Here is a 25,495-nt window from a genome sequence, read left to right as displayed (position 1 = left end):
TTGTTTTATCTTTATTTTTTCCCCCGGACTCCCGGTGGGGGGTGGAAAAAATTTCTTGATCAACGCGGGTGGGTGGTGGGGGTGGGTGGTGGGGGTGGGGTGGGGGTCAGCTTGAGGGGGTGGGGGGTTCGCCGGAGTCCAGGACTGCTTGGGTCCAGCCGCCCTCGATGACGCCTGTGGCGTCCAGGACGGCCCAGTCGACCACGTCGGACGTCTCCACGACCACGGGGGCGCCGATGCGGACGCTCTGGTCGGTGTTGGCGTCGCTGGCGCTCACGCCGACGATGCGTTCCGGGGTCTCCCACGAGGTGACGCCCGCCCAGACGTACTCCGGGCCGTCGTCTCCGGGCAGGCCGTACTTCACCACCAGTTGCGACTCGGTGGGGAACTGGCCGGCGACGAACCGGGCCCGCGCGTCATCCAGCGCGTCCCGGGCGGTGGCGACCGCACGGCTCATCGCGTCACCGGAGCGGGCGTAGCGCACGTCCGGCTGGATCCCGGAGAACAGGGTCGCGCAGGCGGCTGCGTAGTAGCGCCCGTCCGGGCCGGGGTGCCCGGCCGGCGGGCGCAGGCTGAGGAACGAGTCGGCCTCCGGGTCGGTCGCCGGGTCCAGTTCGAGGCGGAGCAGCACCGGGGCGGTGGCGCCGTGCTGCTCCGGGTTGCCGTACGCCACGGCGATGTCGTGCCCGGTGACAGTGGCCAGCACCGGTAGCTGCACGAACGCCGGCACCTCCTCGCCGGTGAGCCCGTCGGTCCAGTCCCGCAGCAGTCGGCGGGCCGCCCCGGTCATCACCGCACCCCAGGCGCGGGTGAGGTGGTCGGGAACCCCCTGGGTCTGCAACTCCAGCAGACCGAAGCGGCGCAGCCCCTTCGTGGTGAACCACAGGCCCTCGGTGTCCGAGGAGTACGGCACCAGCACCCAGTCGACAAGTCGGATGCGGCCCTGCTCGTCGGGGAGGGAGCGCAGCGCGGTCGCCGGGTCGAGGAACTGGAGGCCGAAGACGTCCACCACGTCGCTGTCGACGGATTCCGCCACGGCGGCCGCGACCGTGCGGGCGGCCCACTCGTGCGCGGGTGGCCAACCGGGCCGGTACTCGGCCTGTACGACCACCAGGTGCGTCGCCGCCGCCAGCCGGTCCAGCTGCTCCTTCGTGGCACCGAACGCGGTGAGCAGGTCCGGTGGCAGCTCGGGGAACTCGGCGATCGGCCGGGTGTCGACGCTCATCAGCGGGCTGTCGAGCATCTGCCGGGCCAGCCCGTGCACCGGCTCGGCCAGCCGGCCGGTCAGGGCCGCCACCGCGGTCTTCGCACTGACCTTCGGTAGCCCCGCCATCGGCACCAGGTAGGTCGCGCTGAGCGACTCCGGCACCGGAACGGGCAGGAAGTCGTCCGTGATGAGCATTGTGGGATCCCCCGGTGGCCGCGCCGGTGTTGTCGAGCCGAACGCTACCCGGCCCGCCGGGCCCGGTTCAGCCGGACAGCACCAGACCCAGGTAGACCAGCGTGGTGACCACCTCGACGGTCGCGCCGAGGACGTCGCCGGTGATGCCGCCGAGGCGGCGTACCACGTGGTTGAGCAGCGGTAGCGCGACGGCGATCGCGGCGACGACGGTCAGCGGCCCCTGCCATGGGCGGCCCGGCACCGCGGGCACCGCCAGCAGCACGACGGCGATCGCGCCGGCGGCCACTGCCACCGGCCCGACAGTGCCGGCGACCAACGCGCCCAGCCCGTCGGGTCGGGCCGCCGGCACGCCCCGCCGGCAGGCCACAGTGACACCGAGGCGCCCGGCCGCGGTCGCCGCTACCACCGCCGCGAGGCACGCCGGCCAGGACCGACCGGCGAGGTCGGCGAGCGCCGCCGCCTGCACCAGGAGTACGACCACCAGGGCGACCACCCCGAACGGGCCGACGTCCGGCTTCTTCATGATCTCCAGGGCGGCTTCGCCCCGCCGGTACGAGCCGAGCGCGTCCACTGTGTCGGCCAGCCCGTCCAGGTGCAGCCCCCGGCTGAGCAGCGCGCCGACGCCGACTGTCACGCCGGCCGCCACCAGCGGTGGGGCGAGCGCCCCGGCCAGCAGCAGCACACCGGCCAGGAGGGCGCCGAGCAGCGCGCCGACCACCGGGGCGAGGGCCATCGCCGTGCCGGCGACCGGGCGGTCGATGCGCCCGGTCCGTACCGGCAGCGTGGTGAACGTGGTGACCGCGAGCCGGGCTCCGGCGAGCAGCCGTGGCTCAGCCGGCACGCCAGCTCGACGCCGGCTGCTCGTCCGCCCCGGTGCTGGCCGGGCCCGGTCCGGCCGGCTCCGGCTCGGCGAAGTCGGGCTCGGTCGGGTCAGGCTCGGTGAGATCCGGGTCGGCGTAGCTCGGGTCGGTGGACTCCGGCTCGTCGGCGGCCGGGTCGGTGTCGTCGGTGCCGGTCAGCGACGGGTGCACGGGAAGCGCGGCGGACAGCGCCAGCACCGAGCGCAGCAGCGGCAGCGCGACCAGCGCGTTCGCGCCCTCGCCGAGATCCATCCGCAGGTCGAGCAGCGGGGTGAGGCCCAGCACGTCGGCGGCGAGCCGCACGGCAGGGTGCCCGCCGTGGTCGGCCAGCAGACACCAGTGCCGGGCCTGCCCGGCCAGGTCGCGGCTCACCATGCCGGCGGCCAACCCGATTGGCCCGTCGAGCAGCACCGGCACCCGGCGGGCGGTGGCGCCGAGCAGCACGCCGGTGGCCACCGCCACGTCGCCGCCGCCCAGCTCGGCCAGGATGTCCTTGGCGCCGCGCGACGAGCGCCGGGTGCGGTGCAGCGCGTCGCGCACCGCCGCGCAGCGGATCATCCAGGCCGCGTCGTCGATCTCGCCGGAGTCGGTGATCACCCGGCCCAGCACGGCGGGTGGCTCCGCGCCCGCGGTCGCCGCGAGCACCGCCGCGGCCGCCGCCTCGGTGCCGGCGCCGCACGCACCGAGCACCAGCAGTTGTACGCCGGCGTCGGCGGCCTGCTCAGCCAGTCGCCAGCCGTAGCGCAGCGCGGACTCCACCTGCTCCGGCGCGAGGGCCGGCTGGTCTTCGATCGGCGCGGAGGCCGGAGTGTCCACCACCTGGAGACTCGCGCCGCTCTCGGCGGCCAGCCGTGCCAACGCGCCCTGACCGGCGCGGGCCTGCGCGGCGCGGCGCGCCGACTCGCCGGCGACGGTGCCGGCCGCCGCCCCGCCGGCGTGGTCGCCGTGCAGCAGCAGCACCCGCACCGAGCCCCAGGCGACAGGGGTCGAGGTGCCCTGGGTGGCGGCGGCGAAGCCCACCACCCGGTCCAGCACGCCCAACCCGGCACCCGGTACGTCCAGCGTGGCCAGCCGGTCGACAGCCTGCGGGCCGGCGTACTCGTCGGGCATCGGCAGTTCCATGCCGGGCTGGATGACCAGCCCGGTGGACACCATCGGCAGCGCCATGGTCGGCGCCGCCCACGGGTTGCCCGACTCCGCGGTCGGGGCGGCCGGCGGCGTGGGGGTCAGCACGTCGGGCAGCTGCACCTCGGGGGTGGGCTCGGTGTCGGACAGGCTCGCCACGACCGGTGCGGTGGCGGCGGCCGTCGGCGCGGTCACGGTGGTGGGAGCGGACCGCTCGGTCGCGGTGGGGGCCGGCTTGAGCCAGACCGGCTGACCGGCGACGACCAGCACCACAGCGTCGCAGGCGTCGGCGACCGCGCGGTTGGCAGCGCCCAGCGCGTCGGTGAACGCCCGGCCCAGCGGGGTGGTCGGCACCAGCGACAGCCCCACCTCGGGGCTCACCAGCACCACCCGGGCGGCACACCCGCGGATCGCCTCGGCCAGCTCGGCGATGGTCGCCACGTCGTCGGCGGGCTGGTGGTCCGGGTCGAGCAGCACCGTCACCCAGCCGCCCAGGTCGTCGACGAGCAGCATCTCGTTGGGCTCGGCGGACTCGATCACGTCGGCCAGCCGGCGCGGGTCCTCGGTGGTCTCCTCGGTGGTCCAGCTGCCGGGCCGTCGGGCGCGGTGCGCCGCGAGCCGGGCCGCCCACTCGGTGTCCTCCGGGTCGCCCTCGGGCGCGGTGGCGACGTAGCGGACCACCGGCGCGTCGGTGACCAGGGACTCGGCGAACTCGGACTTGCCGGACCGGATACCGCCGAGCACCAGGACCGTGTTCCACCCGTCTACGGACATGCCCGTACCTTAAGGCCGCCCAGGGTTGCGGTGCCTGCCGGCCCGTCGTTCAGTCGCAGTGTTCGAACCCGCTGCCGTAGCTGACCCCGCCGGTGGAGCCGCCCCACTTGACGCACGTCCCGGCGGCGACCGCCTTCACCGGTCCGGCGTAGTAGTCGAAGGACCCGCTGTCGGTGCTGCGTGCCCGCCCCTGCACCTCCAGGTACGCCGAGGCGGCCGACTTCGCGCCGACCGCGCTGTCCTTGAGGGTGACCACGCAGTTGGTGCCGGTGCCCGAGTGGTAGAGCAGGAAGACCCGACCCTTTCGCTGCCCGTCCCCGCCGGTCAGCGTCGCCGAGTCGATCACCTGGTAGCCGCTGCCGCACGCCTGCGCGGCGGTGTACGGGTTGGGCCGGCTGGACGGGGTACGGCTGGGCGTCGGCCGGCTGCTGGCCGTACCGGTCGGTGTGCCGCCCGGCGTCGCGGTGCGCGCGTCTGCGGCGGCGCTTGGCGCGTCGGTACCGGCGACCGAGCCGGTCGGCGCGGCGGACGCGGTGCGGCTGGCGCCAGGGGTGCCGCTGGGCGGGGGTCCCGAAATGCTCGCACCTCCGTCGTCGAGCGCGCCGCCGTCCGGTGCCGCCGCCGATTCGCCGGCCAGCGCGGGCGGACGGTCCGCCCCACCCGCCTCCCCGTTGGGCCGCAGGGCCGCCACGGCCACGGCGATCAGCGCCACGAGAGCGACCGCGCCGACCCCGATCAGCAGTTGCCGGCGCCGGCCGGACGACCCCTTCCGGAACACCTCCTCCCGGGTCGAGCCTGGTCCGGTCACCGGCGAGGCCGCGAAGCCTGCCGGCCTGGGCGCGGCGTCTCCGACCGGCGCGGGCTGCCCGGCCGGCGTCGGCCCGGCCAACGGCGTCGGTGCGACCGGTGGCGCGGGGGTCGGTGCGGGCGGTGTGGCGGCTGGGGTGACCGGAAGGGGCGACGGCGTCCCGGGAGCGGGCACGGCCAGCGCCCACGGTGGGCGGGCGGAGACCGGGATGCTGGCCAGTGTGGCGTCGCGGGCGTCGGCGGCGGCAGCGGCCAGCTCAGCGGCGCTGCCGAACCGGTCCTCCGGACGCTTGGCCAGCGCGCGGGACACCACGGCGGCAACCGCCGGTGGGGTGTCCGCCGGCAGCGCCGCCGGGTCCTCCTGGGCGTGCCGCAGCGCCACCGCGAGGGGGTTGTCACCGTGGAAGGGCGGCTGCCCGGCAAGGCAGAAGTACGCGACCGCGCCGAGCGCGTAGATGTCGGTGGCCGCCGAGACGGGCTGCCCGGTGGCCTGCTCGGGAGACATGTACGAGGCGGTGCCGAGCACCATGTTCGCGGCGGTGAGCCCGGCCATGTTGCGGGACCGGGCGATGCCGAAGTCGACCAGCACCACAGTGCCGTCGCCCTTGACCAGCAGGTTGCCCGGCTTCACGTCGCGGTGCACGATGCCGGCGAGGTGGGCGGTGTGCAGCGCGTCGGCGGCCTGGGCCAGCACCGACATGGTGGTGGCCGGATCCAGCCGCCCCACCGTGCGCACCCGGGCGGACAACGGCTCGCCCTCGACGTACTCCATCACCAGGTAGTCGACCTGGCTGCCGTCGTCGAGCGCCGCCTGCCCCACGTCGTGCACCGGCACCACGCCGGGGTGCCGCAGCGCGGCCAGCATCCGCGCCTCGGCCCGGAACCGGGCGGTGAACTCCGGATCGGCGACCAGCGACGGCAGCAGCACCTTCACGGCGACCTCGCGTTCCAGCAGCACGTCAGTGCCGCGCCAGACCGCGCCCATCCCACCCGTCGCCACCCGCTCGCCCAGCCGGTACCGGTCGCCGAGCAGCACTCCCCGTGTCAGCACCGAGCCACCGTACCGGCCGGCGTCGATCGGATTGATCCACCCCGTGGGTCCCGCCGGGGCGAGCGAGCGGCCGTTGCGCGCCGGGCCGACTACGCTGGCGAGGGTTCGTCCCACGGGGACTTCAGCGGCGAGGGGAGACGCGGCATGGCGTGGAGCTGGCGGTACGAGGGCACGGACGGTCAGACGGTCGAGGGACCGGCGGAGTCGTTCGGCAGCCAGGCCGACGCCGAATCCTGGATCGGTCAGACCTGGCGGGAGCTCGCGGCGTCCGGCGTCACCTCGGTCGCGCTCGTGGAGGACGACCGGGTGGAGTACCGGATGAGCCTGCTGCCCACGGCCGAGTGATGGCCTACGACCGCCCGGGCGGTGACGGGCTGGTCCTCGGCGTACCCAAGGCGGCGTTCCGGCCCAGCCCGGTCTTCCTCGGCCTGGTCGCGCTCTTCGCGGTCAGCGGGGTGCTGACCTGGAACGGGTACGGCAGCGTCCGGTTCAACGTGTTCCTCTTCGTGGTGTCCGGCTGGCTGGTGTCGCTCTGCCTGCACGAGTACGCCCACGCGGTGGTCGCCTACCGGGCCGGCGACCGGGACATCGCCCATCGTGGCTACCTGACGCTCAACCCGTTGAAGTACACCCACCCGTTGCTGTCGATAGTGCTGCCGGTGGTGGTGGTGCTGCTCGGTGGCATCGGCCTGCCGGGCGGCGCGGTCTGGGTGGACCGGCACGCCATCCCGGGTCGACTGCGGCACACCCTGGTCAGCCTCGCCGGCCCGGCGACAAATGTGCTGTTCACGCTGGTGCTGGTGGCGGCGGTGCGGCTCGGCACCCAGTCGGATGGTCCGGTGGAGTTCTGGGCCGGGGTGGCGTTGCTCGCCTTCCTCCAGCTCACCGCCAGTGTGCTGAACCTGCTGCCGGTGCCCGGCCTGGACGGCGGCAACATGATCCAGCCGTGGCTCAACCCGCAGTGGCGCAAGATGTACGACCTGTTCGCGCCGTACGGCTTCATCCTGCTCTTCGCGCTGCTGTGGAACCCGCGCATCGGCGGCTGGTTCTTCGACGCGGTCTTCGCTGTCGGTGACCTGCTCGGTCTGCCGTCGTGGCTCTACGCCACCGGCCTGGAGCTGATCCGCTTCTGGCGGGGCTGATCGGGCGGGGCTGATTGCTGACCCGGCCCGGTCGGCGCGAGGGTTTCGCGCCGGCCGGGCCGGAACGGCGTCAGGGACGCTGCGCGGGGGACTCGGTCTTCGCCGGGTCCCGCTCGACGATCGGCTCGACGATGTCGTCGATCGCCTTGAGCAGGTCGGCGTCGAGCTTCACCCCGGCCGCCTTCACGTTGTCGTGCACCTGCTCGGGGCGGGACGCGCCGATGATCGCCGACGAGACGTTCGGGTTCTGCAGCACCCACGCCACGGCGAGCTGGGCCATGCTGAGCCCGGCCTGCTCGGCGAGGGGCTTGAGCTGCTGGACCCGGGTCAGCACGTCGTCGTTCATGAACCGGGAGATGAAGCCGGCACCCGACTTCTCGTCGGTGGCGCGGGAACCGGCCGGTGGCGGCTGGCCCGGCAGATACTTGCCGGAGAGCACGCCCTGCGCCATCGGTGACCAGACGATCTGCCCGATGCCCAGCTCCTCGCTGGCCGGCACGACCTCGGTCTCGATGACCCGCCAGAGCAGCGAGTACTGCGGCTGGTTGGAGACCAGCGGGATGTGCAGCTCCCGGGCGAGCGGGTGGGCGGCGCGCAGCTGGGCTGCGGTCCACTCGGAGACGCCGATGTAGTGCGCCTTGCCGGAGTGCACGACGTCGGCGAACGCCTCCATCGTCTCTTCCAGCGGGGTGCTGCTGTCGTAGCGGTGGGCCTGGTAGAGGTCCACGTAGTCGGTGCGCAGTCGGCGCAGCGAGCCGTTGATCGATTCCATGATGTGCTTGCGCGACAGGCCACGGTCGTTGCGGCCGGGCCCGGTCGGCCAGTAGACCTTGGTGAAGATCTCCAGGCCCTCACGGCGCTCGTTCTGCAACGCCCGGCCGAGCACGTCCTCGGCCCGGGTGCCGGCGTACACGTCGGCGGTGTCGAAGGTCGTGATCCCCGCGTCGAGAGCGGCCCGGACGCAGGCGAACGCCGCGTCCTCCTCGACCTGCGAACCGTGGGTGATCCAGTTGCCGTACGAGATCTCGCTGACCATCAGGCCGGAACGGCCCAGGTGTCGGAATTCCATGCCCCGACACTAGCTCCAGTGGATCACCAGTGGCGACCGGTGGCTCAGAGCACCGGGTTGGCGTCGGTGAGTAGCCGGTCGATCTCCTCCATCACCTCGGCGCGATCGCGGTGCACCGGGTCGATCAGTGGCAGGCCGCGCCGGTCCAGCACGCCCCACCGCCCGCTGTCGCTCTCGACCAGGAACGCCACCGGGTGGATGACCAGCATCGGGTGCGCCGGCGGGACCAGCACCGTGCCGGTGCGGTCCACCACGCCCCGCCGACCCGCCACGTCGACCACGGCCAGCCCCTCGTCGGTGAAGCCGTCGATCCGCTGGCCGTCGGCCAACTCGGTGACGAAGCCGTGGTAGCGGGTGGGCACGATGACCCGACCGGTCCGGTCGACAGCCCCCCACCCCTCGCGCCGCACCGCTGCCAGCCCCCGACGGAACGGTCGTACCTCGGCGAAGTTGGGCGCGACCTGCACCGCCCCGGTCGCGTCGATAGCCGTCCAACCACCGTCGCCGACCACCCAGGCCAGGCCGTCGCTGAACGGCTGCGCGGCCCGGAAGGACGGCGGGATCACCGTCGTACCGAGCAGGTTGATCAGCGACCAGCGGTCGGTGTCCGGCCGGCGGACCCAGGCCAACCCGTCGTGGAAGGGCTGCGCTTCGGCGTACCGGGCGGGGACGACCACGTCGCCGTCCTGGCTGGTGTAACCCCACAGCGGCCCGTCCTGGTCCGGCAACGGGGGTCGGTCCCGGTCGAGCACCTCGTCCCGACCCCGGGGGTACGCCCCGAAGCCGTCCGCCTCGGCCCGGACGGTGACCGCGTCGAGGGCGACCCGGACCCGGTCCAGCAGTTCCGCGTCGCCCGCGCCGCGCAGGTCGAGCGCCTTCTCGAAATGCTCGCAGGCCTCCATGAGTCGCCCCTGGTCGTAACACGACCGCCCGGCGTGCTCGTGCAGCGCGGCCCGTAGCCGGTCGGGCAACTCGACCGAGTTGGCCTGGGCGAAGAGCTGATCGGCCTCGGCGAAGTCGCCGCGCCAGCGCAGCACGTGGGCCAGCCGGGCCTGGGCCAGCGCGGTCCGGCGCAGCTCGCCGGTGGCCTCGGCGTAGGTGAGGGCGAGCCGACCGTCGGCCAGCGCGTCGTCCAGGTCGCCCAGGATCCGCGAGGCCACCGCCCGCAGGCTGAGCAGCCGGGCCCGGGCACGGTTGTCGACCGCCGAGCCCAACTTCTCGGTCAGCCGCCGCCGGATGGCCCGCAGGTCGTCCGGCTCCGTCAACTCCTCGCGCAGGGTGACCGGGTCCAACCGCCACCGGTACGCGGCCAGCACCTGCTCCGGGTCGCCCGGGTCGGCCAGCGACGGGCGGGTCACCACCGGCGGCGCTTCGTCGGGTGGCGCTTCGTCGGGTGGCGCTTCGTCGGGTGGCGCTTCGTCGGGTGGCGCGGACACCTGCTCGTTCTCCCCGTCCGAGCCGCTCCTCGGGCCGGGTACGGCCGAGGCGGGTGGCCCGGACGTCGGCACCACCGACGCCGGCGGCGCGGATACGGGCACCGCGGCCGGCGGTGGTGTCGAGGCCGGTGGCGCGGTCATGGGCGCGGCGGCTGGCGGCGCGGAGACGGGCGCTGCTGCGGCCGCTGGCGGTGCGGAGACCGGCGCTGCGGAGTACGGCTGGGCCGCGGCGGGTGGGGCGGACACCGGTGCTGCGGTCGGCGCGGGTGGTGCGGAGACGGGCGCGGCGGGGTACGGCTGGGCCGTGCCGGGTGGGGCGGGCACCGGTGCTGCGGTCGGCGCGGGTGGTGCGGAGACGGGCGCGCTGGGAAGGGGCGGCGCGGAGACGGGGGCTGCGGCGGGTGATGGTGGCGCGGGAATGGGCGCTGCCGCGGACGCCGGTGGCGTGGAGACGGGCGCCGCGGGCGGGGCCGATACCGGCGATGCCGGAGAGGCGGAGACGGGCGTGACCGAGGCGGGTGGTGCGGAGACCGGCGGTGCGGAGACCGGCGGGCTCGTGTCGTCCACGGCCGTGACAGGCAGCGTCGCGTCGTCCCGCCACTCGTCGATTGGCGAGCCATCCGCCGGGCTCGCGCTCGGATCGTCGATCGCTTCCGTCGGCTCGTCGGGTGGTGCGAGTTCGTCCGTCGGGTCGTGCTCGACCGGATCGGTGTCCTCGCTGGGCGAAGCGGTGAAGGACTCCCGGTCGACCTCGGCTTCGAGGTCCGCTTCGCTCCGCTGGTGGGGCATCGCGACGGCAGGTGCGCCGGAGACGGGCTGGTCGCCGTCCACTGTTCCCGTGTCGAAACCGGGCCGCGGCTCGTCGTCACTGTCGTCCGCCCCGAGTCGACGGGCGCCGGAGACCGGGTGGGCGGGCGGCGCGGAGACCGGGTCGAATGCGTCGTCTGATGTCGACCCGCCGGCGTGCTCGTCGGTCACGTCGAGGTGGGTGTCGGCTGTCGGCGTCGACGTCTGCGCGACCGGTGTCGCGGAGAGGTCGGGGTCGTCGGCCGTCGACTCGTCGTCGACCGGGGCGAACGACCGCTGGTCCGTGGCCGGCTCGGCCTGGTCGGATTCGGCGGGCTGAGCGGGGCTGAACCACGCTTCCGGTCCGCGGGTACCCGGGACGCCGTCCGGTTCGCGAACGGGCGCCACCGGCTCTTCTGAGGGGGGCGGGGGCACGTAGCGGCGCGGCGTACCGGGGGCCGGCGGAAGCACCGGCGCGACCTCCGCCGCCGGTGGCTGCGGGATCGCCGGAGCCGGGGCTGCCGGGGTCGGGTCGGATCGGGTCGTCGGTGGCTGCGGTGCCTGCCAGGTGGGTGGCGGGGCCGCCGCCGGGCGGGCGTCCGCCGTCGGTGCCAGCCGCTCCGGCGAGTACGGACGCTGCTGCGCGGCCGGTCGATCCGGCGTGGCTCGGCGATCGGCGGGGTGCGGCCGCTCCGCCGAGGGCGGGCGGTCCGGGGACGACGGGCGGCGGTCGGTCGGTGGGGTGCCGGCCAACGGGTCGCCGATCCGACGGCGGTCCGGGCCCGGCTCCTCGCCGCGCCGCTGGTCCGCCGGACGGTCCCTGGTGTCCGGGCCTGGATAACGCGGCGGCGGGGCGGGATGCGCCCCGGATGCCGGTGGCGGTTCGGCCAGCGGCCGGCGTCCCGATGCCGGCGGGGCGTCCGGGCGCTCGTCGGCGTTGGGTGGGTCCACCGGCGCGGGCAGGTATTCCAACCGCAGACGCGCGGCGGGTGGCCCCGAGACGGGCCGATCGGAGGCGGGAGAGACCGGGACTGCCGACACCGGTCGGTCCCAGCCGCGCGCGGCGGCGGAGTCGGGTGCTGGCGACACCGGTCGTTCCGGGGCGGTCGGGGCGGCTGACACCGGTCGGTCCCAGGCGTGGGAGTCGGGTGCTGGCGACACCGGTCGTTCCGGGGCGGTCGGGGCGGCTGACACCGGTCGGTCCCAGGCGTGGGAGTCGGGTGCCGGCGACACCGGTCGCTCCGGGGAGACCGGCATGGCACGGCCGGAGGCGGGCGGCGCCGTCGCGGCCGGGCGTACCTGTCGCTCGTCCTGCCGTGCCGGATTGGCCGCCGGGCGCTCCTCGGGCCGGGACGGCGTGGCCGCCGGCCGGTCGGGTCGGGCGGCCGGCCGCGACGGCATGCCCGGCTCGGCGCTGCGGTACGGGTCGGCGCTGCGGTGTGGGTCGGCGCTGCGGTGTGGGTCCGCGGTGCGGTGCGGGTCGGCGCTGCGGTGTGGGTCCGCGGTGCGGTGTGGGTCCGCGGTGCGGTGCGGGTCGGGATGGCGGCCGGGCTCCCGGGTGCGGTCCTGGCGCACCGGACCCGGCGCTGGCCAGGGCAGACTGCCGTCCGACCGCTGGCCCGGCTGTGGCCGGGGCTCGCGGTACGCGTCCTCACGGGACGCGTCCTCGCGGTACCCGTTGTCGCGGTACCCGTCCGGGCGGGCCTGCTCGCGGGCTCGCCGCTCCGGGTACGCCTCGGCGCGGGCCGCCGCCTCCCGGTGCGGCTGCCGGTGCGGGTCGGTGTCGGGCCGCCGCCTGTCGTCGTCGAGGCGCGGCTGGTCGGGCAGGTCCGGGTCGGGGCGACGCCGTCGTCCACCGTTGGGTGAGGGCGCTGCGCCAATTCCATCGTCCGGGCGGTAGCGCGGCTCTGCGCGGCGCAGGTCGTCGGCGGCCCGGTCCGGGTACCCGTCGGCGCGGTATCGCGTGCGGCCGTCCACGGGTGCCCACGGGTCGGCCGCCTCGGCGGTCCGCCCGTCGTGGTCGCGGGTTGGTCGGACGCCGTACCCGTCGCCAGGGTGCCGCTCGTAACCGGCGGCTGTTCGCTCCGGTGTACCGCGCCGACGTGGTGTGTCGTCCGGCTCGGGCACCCAGCCGGGTTCGGGCCGGGGCGCGGGGGAGACTGGCGGAGAGCCGCGGTAACCCCGATCCCGCTCGGTGGGCTCCTGCCGGGGGCGGCGGCTGTCGTACCGCTCGGTGCTGGGCTGGTCCCGGTGCCAGGCGGCTTCCCGCGCGGGCCCCCGCTCGTCGGCGGGGCGTCGGTCGGACCAGGCGGTACGTCGGTCCGACTCGGGCGAGCGGCGGTCGTCGCGGCGGGGTGGCTCGGGCAGCGGACGACGGTACGGCTCATGGTCGTAGTGGCGGGAGTCAGCGCTGTCGGGCCGGCCGTAGGCGGACGTGTCCGCCGAGCGCTCGTCGCTGCCGAGTCGGCCGTAGGCCGATGCCCCGCCCGGCTCGTCGTCCACCCAGGAACGGCCGTGCGGTGTCTGTTCCGCCGGTGGTTCGTCGGACCAGGACCGGCCGAGGTAGGTGCCGTCCGGGCGGGTGGGCGCCAGCGGCGGCACCTCGGCGCGACCGGACACCGTCGCGCGGCCGCGCGGTGGCGGCTGGTGCGGCATGCCGATGTCGCCGGCGTAACGCTGGCCGGGGAACTGGGGGTGCCACTCGGCGGTCGGCTCGCCCACCCAGGACGGTTCGTTCGGGTCTGACCACCGGTCGGTGTAGTGGCCGTTCATCCGCCGAGCCCGTCGCCACACCCGGCCGCTGGGCCGATTCTCGCCGGGGGTGAGGTGTCCGCAGCCGCCGTCGGGTGACCGCTGGGCGTCCGGTCGCCGCCTGCCACGCCCCGGTGGCCGGCTCGCGTCCGCTCGCTCACGCGTTGTCACCTCGTTGCAAATTGTCGCGCTGGGGCCGCACGTGCCGGTCAGATCGCCGCTCCGGCAGGCCGTAGCTGCGGATGGAGGGTAACGGCGTCGGCTCGCTCACCGCCACTGTGGTGCCGCCCACCGGCGCAAACGTTATCCCATTGGTTTCGGACATTTGGTCCTATAAGCGAATCTGGTCTCCGACCCTATCGCACTCGAAGACCACCCGGCCGCGGCGGGATCGCCGTCCTCGTTCAGGGGTGCTCCATGATGAGGACGGCGAACGTACCGGGAGCGAGCGCCTCGTAACGGTGCGGGGCGTCGCCGGGGAACGTGGCGTAGTCGCCCGGTTCGAGTTCGACAGGTGCCCCCTCGGGCCCCACCCGCAGCCGGCCGGCAGCGACCACCACATGCTCGATACTGCGCGGGGTGTGTCCGTGCCCGGCTCGGACCGCGCCGGGCTCAAGGGTGATCAGGTAGACGTCCCGGCGCAGGTGCGCCGCGCCGGCGCTGAGCAGCGTTCCGCTGAAGTCGGCCTGCTCCGAGCGGACGTGCGGCCCGTCCCCGGCCCGGATGACCCGTACGCCGTCGTCGACGGGCTCCACCAGCCGGCTGAACGGCACACCGAGTGCGACGCCCAGCGCCCAGAGCGTCTCCACACTCGGGTTTCCGGTGCCCGACTCCAGTTGGGAGAGGGTGGACTTGGCCACCCCCGCTCGGCGGGCCAGCTCGGTCAGCGAGATCCCGACCCGTTCCCGCTCCCGGCGCAGGGCGGCGGCGATGGTGGCCAGAGGGGCAGTCGGTTCCGAAGGCATGCCTTCGCTCCATTGGTCACACGTTCGATCTGTCGAACAACGACCCGTTCAGCATGATGAACGCACGACAAGATCCGCGCAGTTACGGCGAAACTGCTACCCCGAAGACGTCTGAGGCAGCAGTTTCGCCGTTGTTGCGCGGATCCTGGAGGGCGTGGGAGGCCCGGGGTCAGACCTTGTCGCCCAGCTTGACCTGCGGCGCCGGCGCGCGCATCCGCCGGAAGGTGATCGACCGCATGACCGCGTAGAGGAAGAGCGAGCCCATCCGCTGGTCGGTCTTCGGGAAGCGCTCCCGGACCAGCTTGCTGATCTTGCGGCAGATCAGCACCGAGTCGACGACCACACCCAGCGCCAGCGCGCCCCAGAGCACGTTGGAGATCAGTCGGACCAACGGCGGCATTGCCGCGTTCGACCCGACCAGCACGATCAGCGCGCCGCCGAAGAACCAGGTGCCGACGGTACGCCGGGAGTCGACCACGTTGCGGGCCAGCAGCCGCTCCGGGCCACGGTCGCGGGGGCCACCCTCACGGCGGAACTCCGACGCCGCCTCGGCGCGCAGTTGACGGCGACGCTCCCGCTCCTCCTCCTTGGTGAGAGGACGGGTGGGCCCGGCCGGGCGACGGCCGACGGTCGGCCGCTTGGGCGTCTCCCGGCCCTTGGCCGGGGTGTAACCCCGGGAACGCTCAGCGGTCTCCTCGGGGGTCACCGAGGTGACGGCCTCGTCGACGAGGTCGGTGGACTTGCGGCGAAAGAGCGACGGCACGCGGCAAGGGTAGCCAACGGTCCGCGCCCGCTGCACATCGCGGTACGGCGACCGACGGCTCCAGGTCGCAGCGCGACCTGGAGCCGTCGTGGCCGAACGATGGGTGAGCGAGGTTACGGACGCTCGGCGTGCGCGCCCAGGTCGGCGAGCTTCGCCTCGAAGTCCTCGTAGCCCCGGTTGATCAGGTCCACGCCGTACACCCGGGAGGTGCCCTCGGCCGCGAGCGCCGCGATCAGGTGGCTGAACCCGGCCCGCAGGTCCGGGATGACCAGGTCGGCGGCGTGCAGCTTGCTCGGCCCGGCGATCACCGCGGAGTGCTTGAAGTTGCGCCGGCCGAAGCGGCACGGGGTGCCGCCGAGGCAGTCCCGGTAGACCTGGATGTTGGCGCCCATCGAGTTGAGGGCCTCGGTGTAGCCCAGCCGCTGCTCGTAGACCGTCTCGTGGACGATCGACAGGCCGCGGGCCTGGGTCAGCGCCACGACCAGCGGCTGCTGCCAGTCGGTCATGAAGCCGGGGTGCACGTCGGTCTCCAGCGCCACAGCGTTCAGCTCGCCACCCGGGTGCCAGAAGCGGATGCCGCCCTCCTGACCGGGGTCGCCCAGCTTCGGCGCGCGGGCGTCGGTGACCTCGTACTCGCCGCCGACCGAGCGGAAGATGTTCAGGAAGGTCATCATGTCGGCCTGCTGCGCGCCCAGCACCTCGACGTGACCACGGGTGGCCAGGGCGGCGGCCGCCCAGCTCGCCGCCTCGATCCGGTCCGGGATCGGCCGGTGGGTGTAGCCGTGCAGCTTGGGCACGCCCTGAATCTCGATCACCCGGTCGGTGTGGACCTTGATGATCGCGCCCATCTTCTGCAGGATGCAGATCAGGTCGATGATCTCCGGCTCCACAGCTGCGTTGCGCAGCTCGGTGACGCCCTCGGCCATCACGGCGGTCAGCAGCACCTGCTCGGTGGCGCCGACGCTCGGGTACGGCAGGGCGAACTTCGTGCCGTGCAGCCCGTTCGGCGCGGACAGGTGCAACCCCTCGGGCCGCTTCTCGACGGTGGCGCCGAACTCGCGCAGCGCCTGGAGGTGGAAGTCGATCGGGCGCGGGCCGATGTGGCAGCCGCCCAGATCCGGGATGAACGCGTGCCCGAGGCGGTGCAGCAGCGGGCCGCAGAACAGGATCGGGATCCGGCTGGAACCGGCGTGCACGTTGATCTGGTCGGTGCTGGCGCTCTCCACGTTCGCCGGGTCGAAGACGAGCTCGCCGTCCTCGGTGCCGTCGGTGACCTTGACGCCGTGCAGGCCGAGCAGACCTCGCACCACCTCGACATCACGGATCTTGGGCACGTCGAACAGTCGGCTCGGGCTGTCGCCGAGCAACGCGGCGACCATCGCCTTCGAAACCAGGTTCTTCGCGCCGCGCACGCGGATCCGCCCTTCGAGCGGAGTACCTCCGTGCACAACCAGGACGTCGTCGGTCAACGCAACCTCCAGCGCGTCGGGTGCTGCCGTGTTGATGGTGGGGCGCCTGAACGTTGTCGCTACCCCGGATGCGGCCATGTCGAAACGGCCCGCGTGTGTCGTCGCTTGGGCAGCATAGCCCTCGGTGACGAAAAAGGACTCGGTCACATCGGCGTGTGTGGCATTAATCGGTGATCCGGCACTTTTGCGTACCAAGAGCGCTACGGATCGTGATCAGGACACCGTCGGTGGTGGGGTGTCCGCGCCGGGCAACGCGAGCATCTGGTCAAGCGCCACCCGGGCGTGGTGCGCGGTGTCGGCGTCCACCGTGATCTGGTTGACCACCCGGCCCGCGACCAGCTCCTCCAGGGCCCAGACCAGGTGCGGCAGATCGATCCGGTTCATCGTCGAGCAGTAGCAGACGGCCTTGTCCAGGAACATGATCTGTTTGTCCGGGTGCGCCAGCGCGAGCCGGCGGACCAGGTTCAGCTCGGTGCCGAGCGCCCACGCCGAGCCGGCCGGAGCCGCCTCGATGGTCTTGATGATGTATTCGGTGGACCCGACGTGGTCGGAGGCCGTGACCACCTCGTGCCGGCACTCGGGGTGGACCAGGACGTTGACCCCGGGCACCCGCTCCCGCACGTCGTTGACGCTCTCCAGGGTGAACCGGCCGTGCACCGAGCAGTGCCCCCGCCACAGGATCATCTTGGCGTCGCGCAGCTGCTCCGGGGTGAGCCCGCCACCGGGCTTGTGCGGGTCGTAGAGCACGCAGTCGTCCAGCGACAGGCCCATCTCCAGCACCGCTGTGTTGCGGCCCAGGTGCTGATCCGGCAGGAAGAGCACCTTCGACCCCTGCTCGAAGGCCCAGTCCAGGGCGCGCTTGGCGTTTGACGAGGTGCAGACCACGCCGCCGTTGCGGCCCACGAAACCCTTGATGTCGGCCGAGGAGTTCATGTACGTCACCGGCACGGTGTCGCCGGCGATGCCCAGCTCGGTCAGCGTGTCCCACGCGGCCTCGACCTGGCCCAGCACCGCCATGTCCGCCATCGAGCAACCCGCCGCGAGGTCCGGCAGGATCACCCGCTGGGTGGCGGTGGTGAGGATGTCGGCGCTCTCGGCCATGAAGTGCACACCGCAGAAGACGATGTACTCCGCCTCCGGGCGGGCCGCGGCCTCCCGGGCCAGCTTGAACGAGTCGCCGGTCACGTCGGCGAACTGGATCACCTCGTCGCGCTGGTAGTGGTGCCCCAGCACGAAGACCCTGCTGCCCAGCTTCGCCTTCGCGGCGGTGGCACGGGCCACCAGATCCGGATCGCTGGGCGCCGGCAGGTCGCCCGGACACTCGACGCCGCGCTCGGTGTCGGGGTCGCTGCCCCGGCCGAGCAGCAGCAGAGCCGTCGCCGTGTTGGAGGGTTCCACCCAGGTCGAAGTCACGTAGCCCATGGTCCCACAGCGCGAGCGCGGCGCAGCCTCGCTCGGTGTGGGCTGCCACACTGCTCGGCATGCGCGTGCTGCTCTGCCCGGACAAGTTCGCCGGCACCCTGTCCGCACCGGAGGTGGCCGCCGCCGTCGCCGACGGTTGGCGCACCGTCACCGACGGAGACGATCTGCTGATCCGGCCCCTCGCCGACGGCGGACCGGGCTTCGTGGAGGTGCTCGCCGAGGCCCTCGGCGGCCGGCGGGTGCCGGTGTCGACAGTCGATCCGCTGGGCCGCCCGGCGGCTGGTGAGATCCTGCTCACCGCCGACGGCTCGACCGCCTACCTGGAGAGCGCGCAGGCGTGCGGCCTGCACCTGCTCTCCGCCGCCGAGCGCGACCCGAAGACCACCACCTCGTACGGGCTGGGTCTGTTGGTGGCCGCCGCCGTGGAGAGCGGTGCCCGCACGGTGGTGATCGGGCTGGGCGGCTCCGGCACCAACGACGCCGGCGCCGGGATGCTCGCCGCGCTGGGCGTGACCCCGCTCGACCAGGGCGGCGCCGCGCTGCCGTACGGCGGGGCGGCGCTCGCCGCGCTCGACGCGCTGGACGGCGCGCCCCGGCTGCGCGGCGTCCGGCTGGTCGCGGCCACCGACGTGGACAACCCCCTGCTCGGCCTGCACGGCGCCAGCAACGTGTTCGGCCCGCAGAAGGGCGCCGACCGCGCCGACGTGTTGCTGCTCGACGCGGCCCTGGAGCGTTTCGCGGCAGTGCTGGAACGGGACCTGGCCGGCTGCCCGGCGGGGCTCGGTGCGCTGCCCGGGGGCGGGGCCGCCGGCGGCATCGGCGCCGCGCTTCTCGCCCTGGGCGGCGACTGTGAGTCGGGGATCGGCCTGGTCACCCGGGCCACCCGACTCGACACCGCGCTGGACACCGCCGACCTGGTGATCACCGGTGAGGGGTCGTTCGACCACCAGTCACTGCGCGGCAAGGTCGTCGCCGGGGTGGCCGGCGCCGCCCGCGACCGGGGAGTGCCCTGCGTGGTGGTGGCCGGGCAGGTGAGCACCGGCCGGCGGGAGGCCGCCTCGGCCGGGGTTACCGACGCGTACAGCCTGGTGGAGCACTTCGGTGGCGAGCAGGGCGGCGGGCTCGACGCGGCGCTGAGCCGCCCCGCGGAGGGGTTGCGCGAGCTGGGCGCCCGGCTGGCCCGGCAGTGGAGCCGCTGAGCGCCCCGAGCCCCCGTGCGCCCGCGTCGACTGAGGGTCGACCTGCGGCGGGGGTCACGCCACGCGGGTGAGCCCGGCCAAGGCGGCGTACCATCGGTTGAGGACCACAACCGGGAATCACTGGACGGCGCGCGACGTTGGCCAGTACGTCCGGACCCAAACCGCGCAGGGAGACTTCCACGTGACCACGCCAGCGCAGACCGAGTCGACCGAGGCCCAGGCCCCTACTTCCGTCGTCCTCACCGACGTCGCGGCGCAGAAGGTCAAGGCCCTGATCGAGCAGGAGGGCCGCGACGACCTGCGGCTCCGCGTCGCCGTGCAGCCGGGCGGCTGCTCCGGCCTGCGGTACCAGCTCTTCTTCGACGAGCGTTCGCTCGACGGTGACGTCGTGACCGACTTCGGTGGTGTCGAGGTCGTCGTCGACCGGATGAGCGCCCCGTACCTTTCCGGCGCGACGATCGACTTCGCCGACCGGATCGACGCCCAGGGCTTCACCATCGACAACCCCAACGCGGGCAGCTCCTGCGCCTGCGGTGACTCGTTCAACTGAGTCACACCACACACCAGCGACGATGGGGCCGTTCTTCGGGACGGCCCCATCGCCGTACCGGTCGGCTGTCGCGCCGGTCCGGGAGGGGTCGTGGCGGGTTGGTTGCCGTTGTCCGACCGAGCGGTGACCATCGCGTTGCCGTCCCGGTAGGCTGACCGCGCCCTGCTCCCGACCCCGAGGGTTGACATGAAGATCGCCGTCACCGGCTCGATCGCCACCGATCACCTGATGAGCTTCCCCGGCCGCTTCGCCGACCAGCTCATCGCCGATCAACTGCACAAGGTGTCCCTCTCCTTCCTGGTGGACGACCTGGTGCTCCGCCGCGGCGGCGTGGCGGCGAACATCTCCTTCGGGATGGGCCAGCTCGGGCTGCGCCCGGTGCTGCTCGGCGCGGTCGGCGCCGACTTCGCCGACTACCGCTCCTGGCTGGAGCGCCACGGTGTGGACTGCGACTCGGTGCACGTCAGCGAGGTGGCACACACCGCCCGCTTCGTCTGCACCACCGACACCGACATGTGCCAGATCGCGTCGTTCTACGCCGGTGCGATGAGCGAGGCCCGCAACATCGAGCTGGCCCCGGTCGCCGACCGGCTCGGCGGTCTGGACCTGGTGCTGGTCGGCGCGAACGACCCCGAGGCGATGCTGCGGCACTCGGCCGAGTGCCGCACCCGCGGGTACGCCTTCGCCGCCGACCCGTCCCAGCAGCTCGCCCGGATGCCCGGCGAGGACGTGGTGGCGCTGATCGAAGGCGCCGAGTACCTGATGACGAACGACTACGAGAAGTCGCTGCTGCAGAGCAAGGCGCAGCTCAGCGACGAGCAACTGCTGGACCTGGTCAAGGTGCGGGTCACCACGCTGGGCAAGCACGGTGTGGAGATCGCCGGGCGTGGCATCGACCCGATCCACGTGCCGATCGCGCGGGAGATCCGCGCGGTCGACCCGACCGGCGTCGGCGACGGCTTCCGGGCCGGCTTCTTCACCGCGCTCTCCTGGGGTCTCGGCCTGGAACGCGCCGCCCAGGTCGGCTCGCTGCTGGCCACGCTGGTCCTGGAGACCGTCGGCACCCAGGAGTACGACGTCCGCCGTGACCTGTTCGTCAAGCGGCTCGCCGAGTCCTACGGCGACACCGCGGCAGAAGAGGTCCGCCCCCACCTCCTCCCGGCGTAACCCCCGCCCCCACTCCGGCGATCTTGCACTTTCTGTCGCCGTATCGCGGCTTCTGCACTCTTTTGTCCACGCAGAAACTGCAAGATCGCGGGGGTGAGGGGGCAGGGCAGGGGGTTAGTGGGTGCGGCGGATGTCGTAGGCGGGGGCGTTTGGGCCGTTGACGGGGCCGAGGAACTCCTGGCCGCGCATCCGGCACCAGGCGGGGATGTCGACAGCTGCCGCCGGGTCGTCGGCCAACACCCGGACCACAGTGCCGACCGGCACCTCGGGCATCCGTCGCGCCGCCGCGATCACCGGTAGCGGGCAGCGTTGCCCCCGGCAGTCGATCACCTCGTCCGGCTCCGTCACAGCCCCACCACCCCGGCCTCGGCGCGCAGCCCGGCGACGATTGCCGGCAACTCGGTCAGGAACCGCTCCACGTCCGCCTCGGTCGTCTCCCGGTGCAGGCTGACCCGCACGTTGCCGTGCGAGAGCACCCCCATCGCCTCCAGCACGTGCGACGGCCGCAACGTGGACGACGTGCAGGACGAGCCGGACGACACGGCGAAACCCCGTCGGTCCAGGGCGTGCAGCAACGCCTCCCCGTCGACGTACAGGCAGGAGAAGGTGACCAGGTGGGGGAGCCGGAGTACCGGGTCGCCGACCACCTCGACGTCGGGCACCTCCGCCGCGACCCGCTCCCGGACCCGGTCCACCAGGGCGGTCAACCGGGTCGCCTCGGCCGCCGCGTCGGCCGCCGCCGCCCGCAGGCTCGCCGCCGCCGCCACGACCGCGGGCAGGTTCACCACCCCGGGGGTACGTCCGCCCTCCCGCTCGTCGGCCGGCCAGGGTGACTCCCAGCGAACGCCCTTGCGGACCGCCAACACCCCCACGCCGGGTGGCCCACCCCACTTGTGGGCGCTCGCCGTGAGCACCGACCAGCCGGCCGGCACTGGCACCCGGCCCACCGACTGCGCCGCGTCCACGTACAGCGGCACCCCCACGTCGGCGCAGGCCGCCGCCGCTTCGGCGACCGGCTGCACCGTCCCCACCTCGTGACTGGCGGTGATCAACGCGGCCAGCGCGACCCCCGGGGCCCGAACGGCTGTCGACCACGCCGCCAGGTCCAGCCGGCCCAACCGGTCGACCGGCACCACCGTGGCGGTCCCGCCCGCGCCGACGTGCCGCTCCGCCGCGTGCAGCACCGCCGAGTGCTCGATCGCCGAGTGCACCAGCGTCGACCCGACCCGGCGTCGCCCCGTCAGGCCGCCGAGCACCGCCCCGTGGGCTGCGGTCGTACCGCTGGGGGTGAAGGAGACCTCGTCGGCGCGGACGCCGAGCGTCACGGCGGTGGCCTCGCGGGCGGCGTCGAGTAGTTGCCGGGCCCGGCGGGCCTGCGTGTACAGCTTGCCCGGGTCGGCCCAGCCGTCGTCGAGCGCGGCCAGCAGAGCCTGCCGCGCCACCGGATGCATCGGCGCGGCGGTCGCCGCGTCCAGGTAGACCGGGGATGCGCTCACAGGTTGCAACGCTATCGCGGCGGTATGCCCAGGATCCCCCCGATGGGGGTCGGACAGTGACCCCACCACGGCCGAGTCCGTCATGGTCGAGTAATCTGCGACCGTCGGTGACGCCTTTGCCGCGGGTGCCGAGGAAAGACGCACCGCGGCGCGCTAGGGAGGCAGGACCAGGTGGTCGCAAGGAGTTCGGAGGTACGGCCGTCGGCCGTACGGCACAGCGCTTCCCCAGGGGTTGGTGGACGCCGGGGGCGTGGTGCTGGTCGCCTGGCCGGGCTCGGTCTCGGTGGCGTGGCGTTGCTGGTTCTGCTCACGGGCTGTGACGTGGGTCAGACGTTCGACGGCTTCGGCTGGCCGCAGGGCGGCATCTCGGCGGAGTCCAAGCGGATGTACGACCTGTGGATCGCCTCCTGCATCGCCGCGCTCGCTGTCGGCGTCTTCGTGTGGGGCCTGATCTTCTGGTGCGTCGTGCGTTACCGCAAGCGTGGCAACGCGCTGCCGGTGCAGACCCGCTACAACATGCCGATGGAGTTCCTCTACACCATCGCGCCGATCCTGATCGTCTCCGTGCTCTTCTACTACACGGCGATCGTGCAGACCGACGTCGACAAGTTGTCGAAGAACCCGGACGTCACTGTCGAGGTCGTCGCGTTCAAGTGGAACTGGCAGTTCAACTACCGGGACGGCCAGGGCACGGAAGCCCGCACCACCGCGTCGACGCTCGGCACCAGTGAGGTCATCCCGGTGCTGGTGCTGCCGACCAACCGGTCCATCCGGTTCGAGGAGACCAGCCGCGACGTCATCCACTCGTTCTGGGTGCCGGAGCTGCTCTTCAAGCGGGACGTCATGCCGGGCAAGATCCGCAACGTGTTCGAGGTCTCAAGCCTGGACGCCGAGGGTGCCTACGTCGGACGCTGCGCCGAACTGTGCGGCAGCTACCACGCGTTCATGAACTTCGAGCTGCGGGTGGTTTCGCCGGAGAAGTACGACCAGTTCCTCGCGGCCAAGCAGAGCGGCAAGTCCACCCAGGATGCGCTGTCCGCGATCGGTGAGCAGCCGTACGCGACGACCACGCAGCCGTTCGACACGCGGCGGACGCAGGACAACTTCAACCCGGACGACGTTCCGGCCCGCACGGGAAGCTGAGGCAGCCGCATGAAGACCGAGTGGCGTATCTTCCTGATCATCGCCGGGTTCCTCTTCGGTGCCACCATCCTCTACGGCGCTTGGACGCAGGGGGAGTCGGGTGGCGTCGAGTGGGTCGGCACCGTCGCCCTGCTGCTGTCGTTCCTGCTCTGCTCGATGTGCGGTGGCTTCTTCTGGTTCGTCTCCCGCCGCATCGACCTGCGCCCGGAGGACCGCCCGGACGCCGAGATCGCCGACGGCGCTGGTGAGGTCGGCTTCTTCAGCCCGGGCAGCTACTGGCCGTTCGGTCTGGCGCTGGCCGCCGCGATCGCCGCGCTCGGCCTGGTGTTCTGGCAGTACTGGCTGATCGGTGCCGGCCTGCTGGCCGTCGTCTTCTCCGCCTGTGGGCTCCTGTTCGAGTACTACAGCGGCACCCGGCGTACCGCCGAGCACTGACCCGTCCGGTCGCCGTCGCGACCGACCAGGCACGACGAAGGCCCGTTCCCCGAGTGGGGGGAGCGGGCCTTCGGTCATGCGCCCCCGGTGCTGCCGTCGGGCGGCGCTGCGGTCGGGCGGTCAGGCGGTGCTGCCGTCAGGCGGTGCTGAGGTCAGGCGGCGCGGCTGGCGGGCTGGCGTCGGCGGGCGGCCAACCGGGTGACCGGGAAGGCGAACGTGCCGACCACCACGGCGGCGCCGCAGTCGGTGCAGATCAGCTCTGGACAGTCGGTGCCGTGGCTGTCGACGCAGGGCGGCGCCTCGAACAGCGCCACGCCCTCGCAGACGTCGCAGTAGAGCTCGCGGTGCGACACGGGCGTCTCCTCTCGGATACCAGGCGGACCGCCCCCGGATGCGACAACGACGCACCGACGGCAGCAGAGAACTACTCACCTGTAGTTTCCCAGACGGGTCCGACAAATCTCCGCGCACCGTCGCCCGGCGGTCGGCATTCCCGCGTGATCCACTCGACTTCAGTGGAGTCGGGGCATTCGAGCTGCCCGGATACCCACGGCTTCAAGGAACCCGAGTCGATCACCGGCCGAGACGGCGCCGCCCGACGGGTCGGGTGGCGGCCGGCGGGCCGGGTGGTGGTGAGGTCAGGCGGTGGCGGTCTCGATCCAGCGATCCAGGGTCGCGGCGGCCGCGCCGGAGTCGATCGACTCGGCCGCACGGGCCAGGCCGGCGCGGAGCGCCTCGGTCAGGTCGCCGTCCAGCGGGCCCTGGGTGGCCAGCGCCGCCGCCGCGTTGACCAGCACCGCGTCCCGGACCGGGCCCGTCTCACCGGCCAGCAGTCGACGAGCCACTCCGGCGTTGTACGCGGCGTCACCGCCCCGCAGGTCCGCGAGGGTGGACCGGGGTACCCCCAGATCCGTCGCGTCCAGCACAGCCTCGCGTACGGTGCCGCCCTGGGCCGCCCAGATCCTGGTCGGCGCGGCGGTGGTGAACTCGTCCAGCCCGTCCTCCCCGCGCATCACGATCGCCGAGTCGCCACGGGCCGCGAACACGCTGGCCATCACCGGGGCCATCCGCAGGTCGAAGCAGCCGACCGCGCCGGCCCGGGGGCGGGCCGGGTTGGTCAGCGGGCCGAGGAAGTTGAAGAAGGTGGGCACGCCCACCTCACGGCGGACCGGGCCGGCGTGCCGCATCCCGGGGTGGAAGCGGGCCGCGAAGCAGAACCCGATGCCGGCCTCCTCGACACAGCGGGCAACCTGCTCCGGGCCGAGATCCAGCGGGATGCCGAGGAACTCCAGCAGGTCCGCGGTGCCGCACAGGGAGGAGGCGGCCCGGTTGCCGTGCTTCACGACACGGACGCCCGTGCCGGCGACCACCAGCGCCGTCATCGTGGAGATGTTCACAGTGTGGGCGAGGTCACCGCCCGTGCCGACCACGTCGAGCGCGGTACGACGCAGCTCCTCCGGGAGCGCCACCGGGACCGCGCGACCGAGCATCGCCTCCACCAGGCCGGCCAGCTCCGCTGGCGTCTCACCCTTGGCCCGCAGCGCCACGGCGAAGGCGGCGATCTGGGCCGCGCTCGCCGAGCCGGTCATGATCTCGTCCATCGCCCAGGCGGTGTCGGCGGTGGAGAGTTCGTCACCGCGCAGCAGCGCGTTGAGCAGGTGCGGCCAGGTCCGATCGCCCATG

20 protein-coding genes and 1 pseudogene are annotated in these 25,495 nt (G+C 73.3%); 7 read left to right on the top strand and 14 right to left on the bottom strand.

Going from position 1 to position 25,495, the window contains the following annotated elements; translation table 11 throughout:
• Positions 1-106: 106 nt before the first annotated feature.
• From AB0B94_RS15645 to AB0B94_RS15630, 4 genes and pseudogenes are all read right to left on the bottom strand, one after another.
• Positions 107-1,402 (bottom strand): DUF2314 domain-containing protein, encoded by a 1,296-nt coding sequence (locus tag AB0B94_RS15645; RefSeq protein ID WP_357278414.1) that lies wholly within the window; start codon positions 1,400-1,402, stop codon positions 107-109.
• A gap of 67 nt (positions 1,403-1,469) precedes the next feature.
• Positions 1,470-2,243 carry an adenosylcobinamide-GDP ribazoletransferase gene (locus AB0B94_RS15640; protein WP_357278410.1) on the bottom strand — a complete coding sequence of 258 codons (774 nt, stop codon included), beginning with the start codon at positions 2,241-2,243 and terminating at the stop codon, positions 1,470-1,472.
• On the bottom strand, positions 2,233-4,161 hold the full coding sequence (locus AB0B94_RS15635; RefSeq protein WP_357278403.1) for a bifunctional adenosylcobinamide kinase/adenosylcobinamide-phosphate guanylyltransferase: 1,929 nt from the start codon (positions 4,159-4,161) through the stop codon (positions 2,233-2,235). The genes AB0B94_RS15640 and AB0B94_RS15635 overlap by 11 nt, the downstream gene beginning before the upstream one ends.
• A 403-nt stretch (positions 4,162-4,564) precedes the next feature.
• Positions 4,565-6,019, bottom strand: a pseudogene (locus AB0B94_RS15630) (protein kinase); the annotation flags it as partial.
• A gap of 144 nt (positions 6,020-6,163) precedes the next feature.
• Between AB0B94_RS15630 and AB0B94_RS15625 the strand changes: the two are divergent.
• On the top strand, positions 6,164-6,364 hold the full coding sequence (locus AB0B94_RS15625) for a hypothetical protein (RefSeq protein ID WP_030337978.1): 201 nt from the start codon (positions 6,164-6,166) through the stop codon (positions 6,362-6,364).
• Positions 6,364-7,161: a site-2 protease family protein gene (locus AB0B94_RS15620; protein ID WP_357278397.1), complete on the top strand. Its 798-nt coding sequence runs from the start codon at positions 6,364-6,366 to the stop codon at positions 7,159-7,161. The genes AB0B94_RS15625 and AB0B94_RS15620 overlap by 1 nt, the downstream gene beginning before the upstream one ends.
• Before the next feature lie 70 nt (positions 7,162-7,231).
• Here the strand turns inward: AB0B94_RS15620 and AB0B94_RS15615 are convergent, their stop codons facing one another.
• The 6 genes from AB0B94_RS15615 to nadA form a co-directional block, all read right to left on the bottom strand.
• Positions 7,232-8,230, bottom strand: a complete 999-nt coding sequence (locus AB0B94_RS15615) for an aldo/keto reductase family protein (RefSeq protein ID WP_357278393.1) — start codon at positions 8,228-8,230, stop codon at positions 7,232-7,234.
• Between the two features lie 44 nt (positions 8,231-8,274).
• Positions 8,275-13,224, bottom strand: coding sequence for a WG repeat-containing protein (locus tag AB0B94_RS15610; protein ID WP_357278389.1), 4,950 nt, complete (start codon positions 13,222-13,224; stop codon positions 8,275-8,277).
• 383 nt (positions 13,225-13,607) lie between these two features.
• The gene (locus AB0B94_RS15605) at positions 13,608-14,168 is read right to left on the bottom strand and encodes an XRE family transcriptional regulator (RefSeq protein ID WP_238667450.1); all 561 of its coding nucleotides are present in this window, start codon (positions 14,166-14,168) and stop codon (positions 13,608-13,610) included.
• Between the two features lie 169 nt (positions 14,169-14,337).
• Positions 14,338-14,931, bottom strand: a complete 594-nt coding sequence (locus AB0B94_RS15600; protein WP_091407492.1) for a DUF3043 domain-containing protein — start codon at positions 14,929-14,931, stop codon at positions 14,338-14,340.
• 113 nt (positions 14,932-15,044) lie between these two features.
• On the bottom strand, positions 15,045-16,400 hold the full coding sequence (gene murA / locus AB0B94_RS15595) for a UDP-N-acetylglucosamine 1-carboxyvinyltransferase (protein ID WP_110564159.1): 1,356 nt from the start codon (positions 16,398-16,400) through the stop codon (positions 15,045-15,047).
• 213 nt (positions 16,401-16,613) lie between these two features.
• The gene (nadA, locus tag AB0B94_RS15590) at positions 16,614-17,813 is read right to left on the bottom strand and encodes a quinolinate synthase NadA (protein WP_357278376.1); all 1,200 of its coding nucleotides are present in this window, start codon (positions 17,811-17,813) and stop codon (positions 16,614-16,616) included.
• A gap of 68 nt (positions 17,814-17,881) precedes the next feature.
• Here nadA and AB0B94_RS15585 point away from each other — a divergent pair, with 68 nt between their 5' ends.
• The 3 genes from AB0B94_RS15585 (at position 17,882) to AB0B94_RS15575 (ending at position 20,738) form a co-directional block, all read left to right on the top strand.
• Positions 17,882-19,021, top strand: coding sequence for a glycerate kinase (locus tag AB0B94_RS15585; RefSeq protein ID WP_357278531.1), 1,140 nt, complete (start codon positions 17,882-17,884; stop codon positions 19,019-19,021).
• A gap of 181 nt (positions 19,022-19,202) precedes the next feature.
• Positions 19,203-19,571, top strand: coding sequence for an iron-sulfur cluster insertion protein ErpA (erpA, locus tag AB0B94_RS15580; protein ID WP_030337969.1), 369 nt, complete (start codon positions 19,203-19,205; stop codon positions 19,569-19,571).
• Between the two features lie 186 nt (positions 19,572-19,757).
• Positions 19,758-20,738, top strand: coding sequence for a carbohydrate kinase family protein (locus AB0B94_RS15575; RefSeq protein WP_350861334.1), 981 nt, complete (start codon positions 19,758-19,760; stop codon positions 20,736-20,738).
• A 114-nt stretch (positions 20,739-20,852) separates the two neighbouring features.
• Here the strand turns inward: AB0B94_RS15575 and AB0B94_RS15570 are convergent, their stop codons facing one another.
• A complete protein-coding gene (locus tag AB0B94_RS15570; protein WP_357278366.1) occupies positions 20,853-21,086 on the bottom strand; it encodes a sulfurtransferase TusA family protein in 234 nt (77 codons plus the stop codon).
• The gene (locus AB0B94_RS15565) at positions 21,083-22,234 is read right to left on the bottom strand and encodes an aminotransferase class V-fold PLP-dependent enzyme (RefSeq protein ID WP_357278359.1); all 1,152 of its coding nucleotides are present in this window, start codon (positions 22,232-22,234) and stop codon (positions 21,083-21,085) included. The genes AB0B94_RS15570 and AB0B94_RS15565 overlap by 4 nt, the downstream gene beginning before the upstream one ends.
• Positions 22,235-22,405: 171 nt before the next feature.
• Here AB0B94_RS15565 and coxB point away from each other — a divergent pair, with 171 nt between their 5' ends.
• Together coxB and AB0B94_RS15555 are read left to right on the top strand one after the other, a co-directional pair.
• Entirely contained in the window at positions 22,406-23,377 is a 972-nt protein-coding gene (gene coxB / locus AB0B94_RS15560) for a cytochrome c oxidase subunit II (RefSeq protein ID WP_357278352.1), read from the top strand.
• Between the two features lie 9 nt (positions 23,378-23,386).
• Positions 23,387-23,812, top strand: a complete 426-nt coding sequence (locus tag AB0B94_RS15555) for a cytochrome c oxidase subunit 4 (protein ID WP_357278343.1) — start codon at positions 23,387-23,389, stop codon at positions 23,810-23,812.
• Positions 23,813-23,964: 152 nt separating this feature from the next.
• On the opposite strand, the gene AB0B94_RS15550 is transcribed toward AB0B94_RS15555, so the two are convergent.
• Positions 23,965-24,165 (bottom strand): hypothetical protein, encoded by a 201-nt coding sequence (locus AB0B94_RS15550; RefSeq protein ID WP_357278338.1) that lies wholly within the window; start codon positions 24,163-24,165, stop codon positions 23,965-23,967.
• A 285-nt stretch (positions 24,166-24,450) separates the two neighbouring features.
• Positions 24,451-25,494, bottom strand: a complete 1,044-nt coding sequence (gene trpD, locus AB0B94_RS15545) for an anthranilate phosphoribosyltransferase (protein ID WP_091407511.1) — start codon at positions 25,492-25,494, stop codon at positions 24,451-24,453.
• Position 25,495: the final 1 nt, after the last annotated feature.

Origin of the sequence: Micromonospora sp. NPDC048986, from assembly GCF_040649335.1 — a bacterium.
In the GTDB taxonomy this organism is placed as follows: Bacteria; Actinomycetota; Actinomycetes; order Mycobacteriales; family Micromonosporaceae; genus Micromonospora; species Micromonospora alfalfae.
This window is presented reverse-complemented; position numbering and strand designations above follow the sequence as displayed.

What these genes read in the sequence shown, in the direction of transcription:
- AB0B94_RS15645 (WP_357278414.1), bottom strand. Translation starts at nt 1,402, where the DNA reads ATGCTCATCACGGACGACTTCCTGCCCGTTCCGGTGCCGGAGTCGCTC.
- AB0B94_RS15635 (WP_357278403.1), bottom strand. Translation starts at nt 4,161, where the DNA reads ATGTCCGTAGACGGGTGGAACACGGTCCTGGTGCTCGGCGGTATCCGG.
- AB0B94_RS15625 (WP_030337978.1), top strand. Translation starts at nt 6,164, where the DNA reads ATGGCGTGGAGCTGGCGGTACGAGGGCACGGACGGTCAGACGGTCGAG.
- AB0B94_RS15620 (WP_357278397.1), top strand. Translation starts at nt 6,364, where the DNA reads ATGGCCTACGACCGCCCGGGCGGTGACGGGCTGGTCCTCGGCGTACCC.
- AB0B94_RS15615 (WP_357278393.1), bottom strand. Translation starts at nt 8,230, where the DNA reads ATGGAATTCCGACACCTGGGCCGTTCCGGCCTGATGGTCAGCGAGATC.
- AB0B94_RS15610 (WP_357278389.1), bottom strand. Translation starts at nt 13,224, where the DNA reads ATGAACGGCCACTACACCGACCGGTGGTCAGACCCGAACGAACCGTCC.
- AB0B94_RS15605 (WP_238667450.1), bottom strand. Translation starts at nt 14,168, where the DNA reads ATGCCTTCGGAACCGACTGCCCCTCTGGCCACCATCGCCGCCGCCCTG.
- AB0B94_RS15585 (WP_357278531.1), top strand. Translation starts at nt 17,882, where the DNA reads ATGCGCGTGCTGCTCTGCCCGGACAAGTTCGCCGGCACCCTGTCCGCA.
- AB0B94_RS15575 (WP_350861334.1), top strand. Translation starts at nt 19,758, where the DNA reads ATGAAGATCGCCGTCACCGGCTCGATCGCCACCGATCACCTGATGAGC.
- AB0B94_RS15555 (WP_357278343.1), top strand. Translation starts at nt 23,387, where the DNA reads ATGAAGACCGAGTGGCGTATCTTCCTGATCATCGCCGGGTTCCTCTTC.
- trpD (WP_091407511.1), bottom strand. Translation starts at nt 25,494, where the DNA reads ATGGGCGATCGGACCTGGCCGCACCTGCTCAACGCGCTGCTGCGCGGT.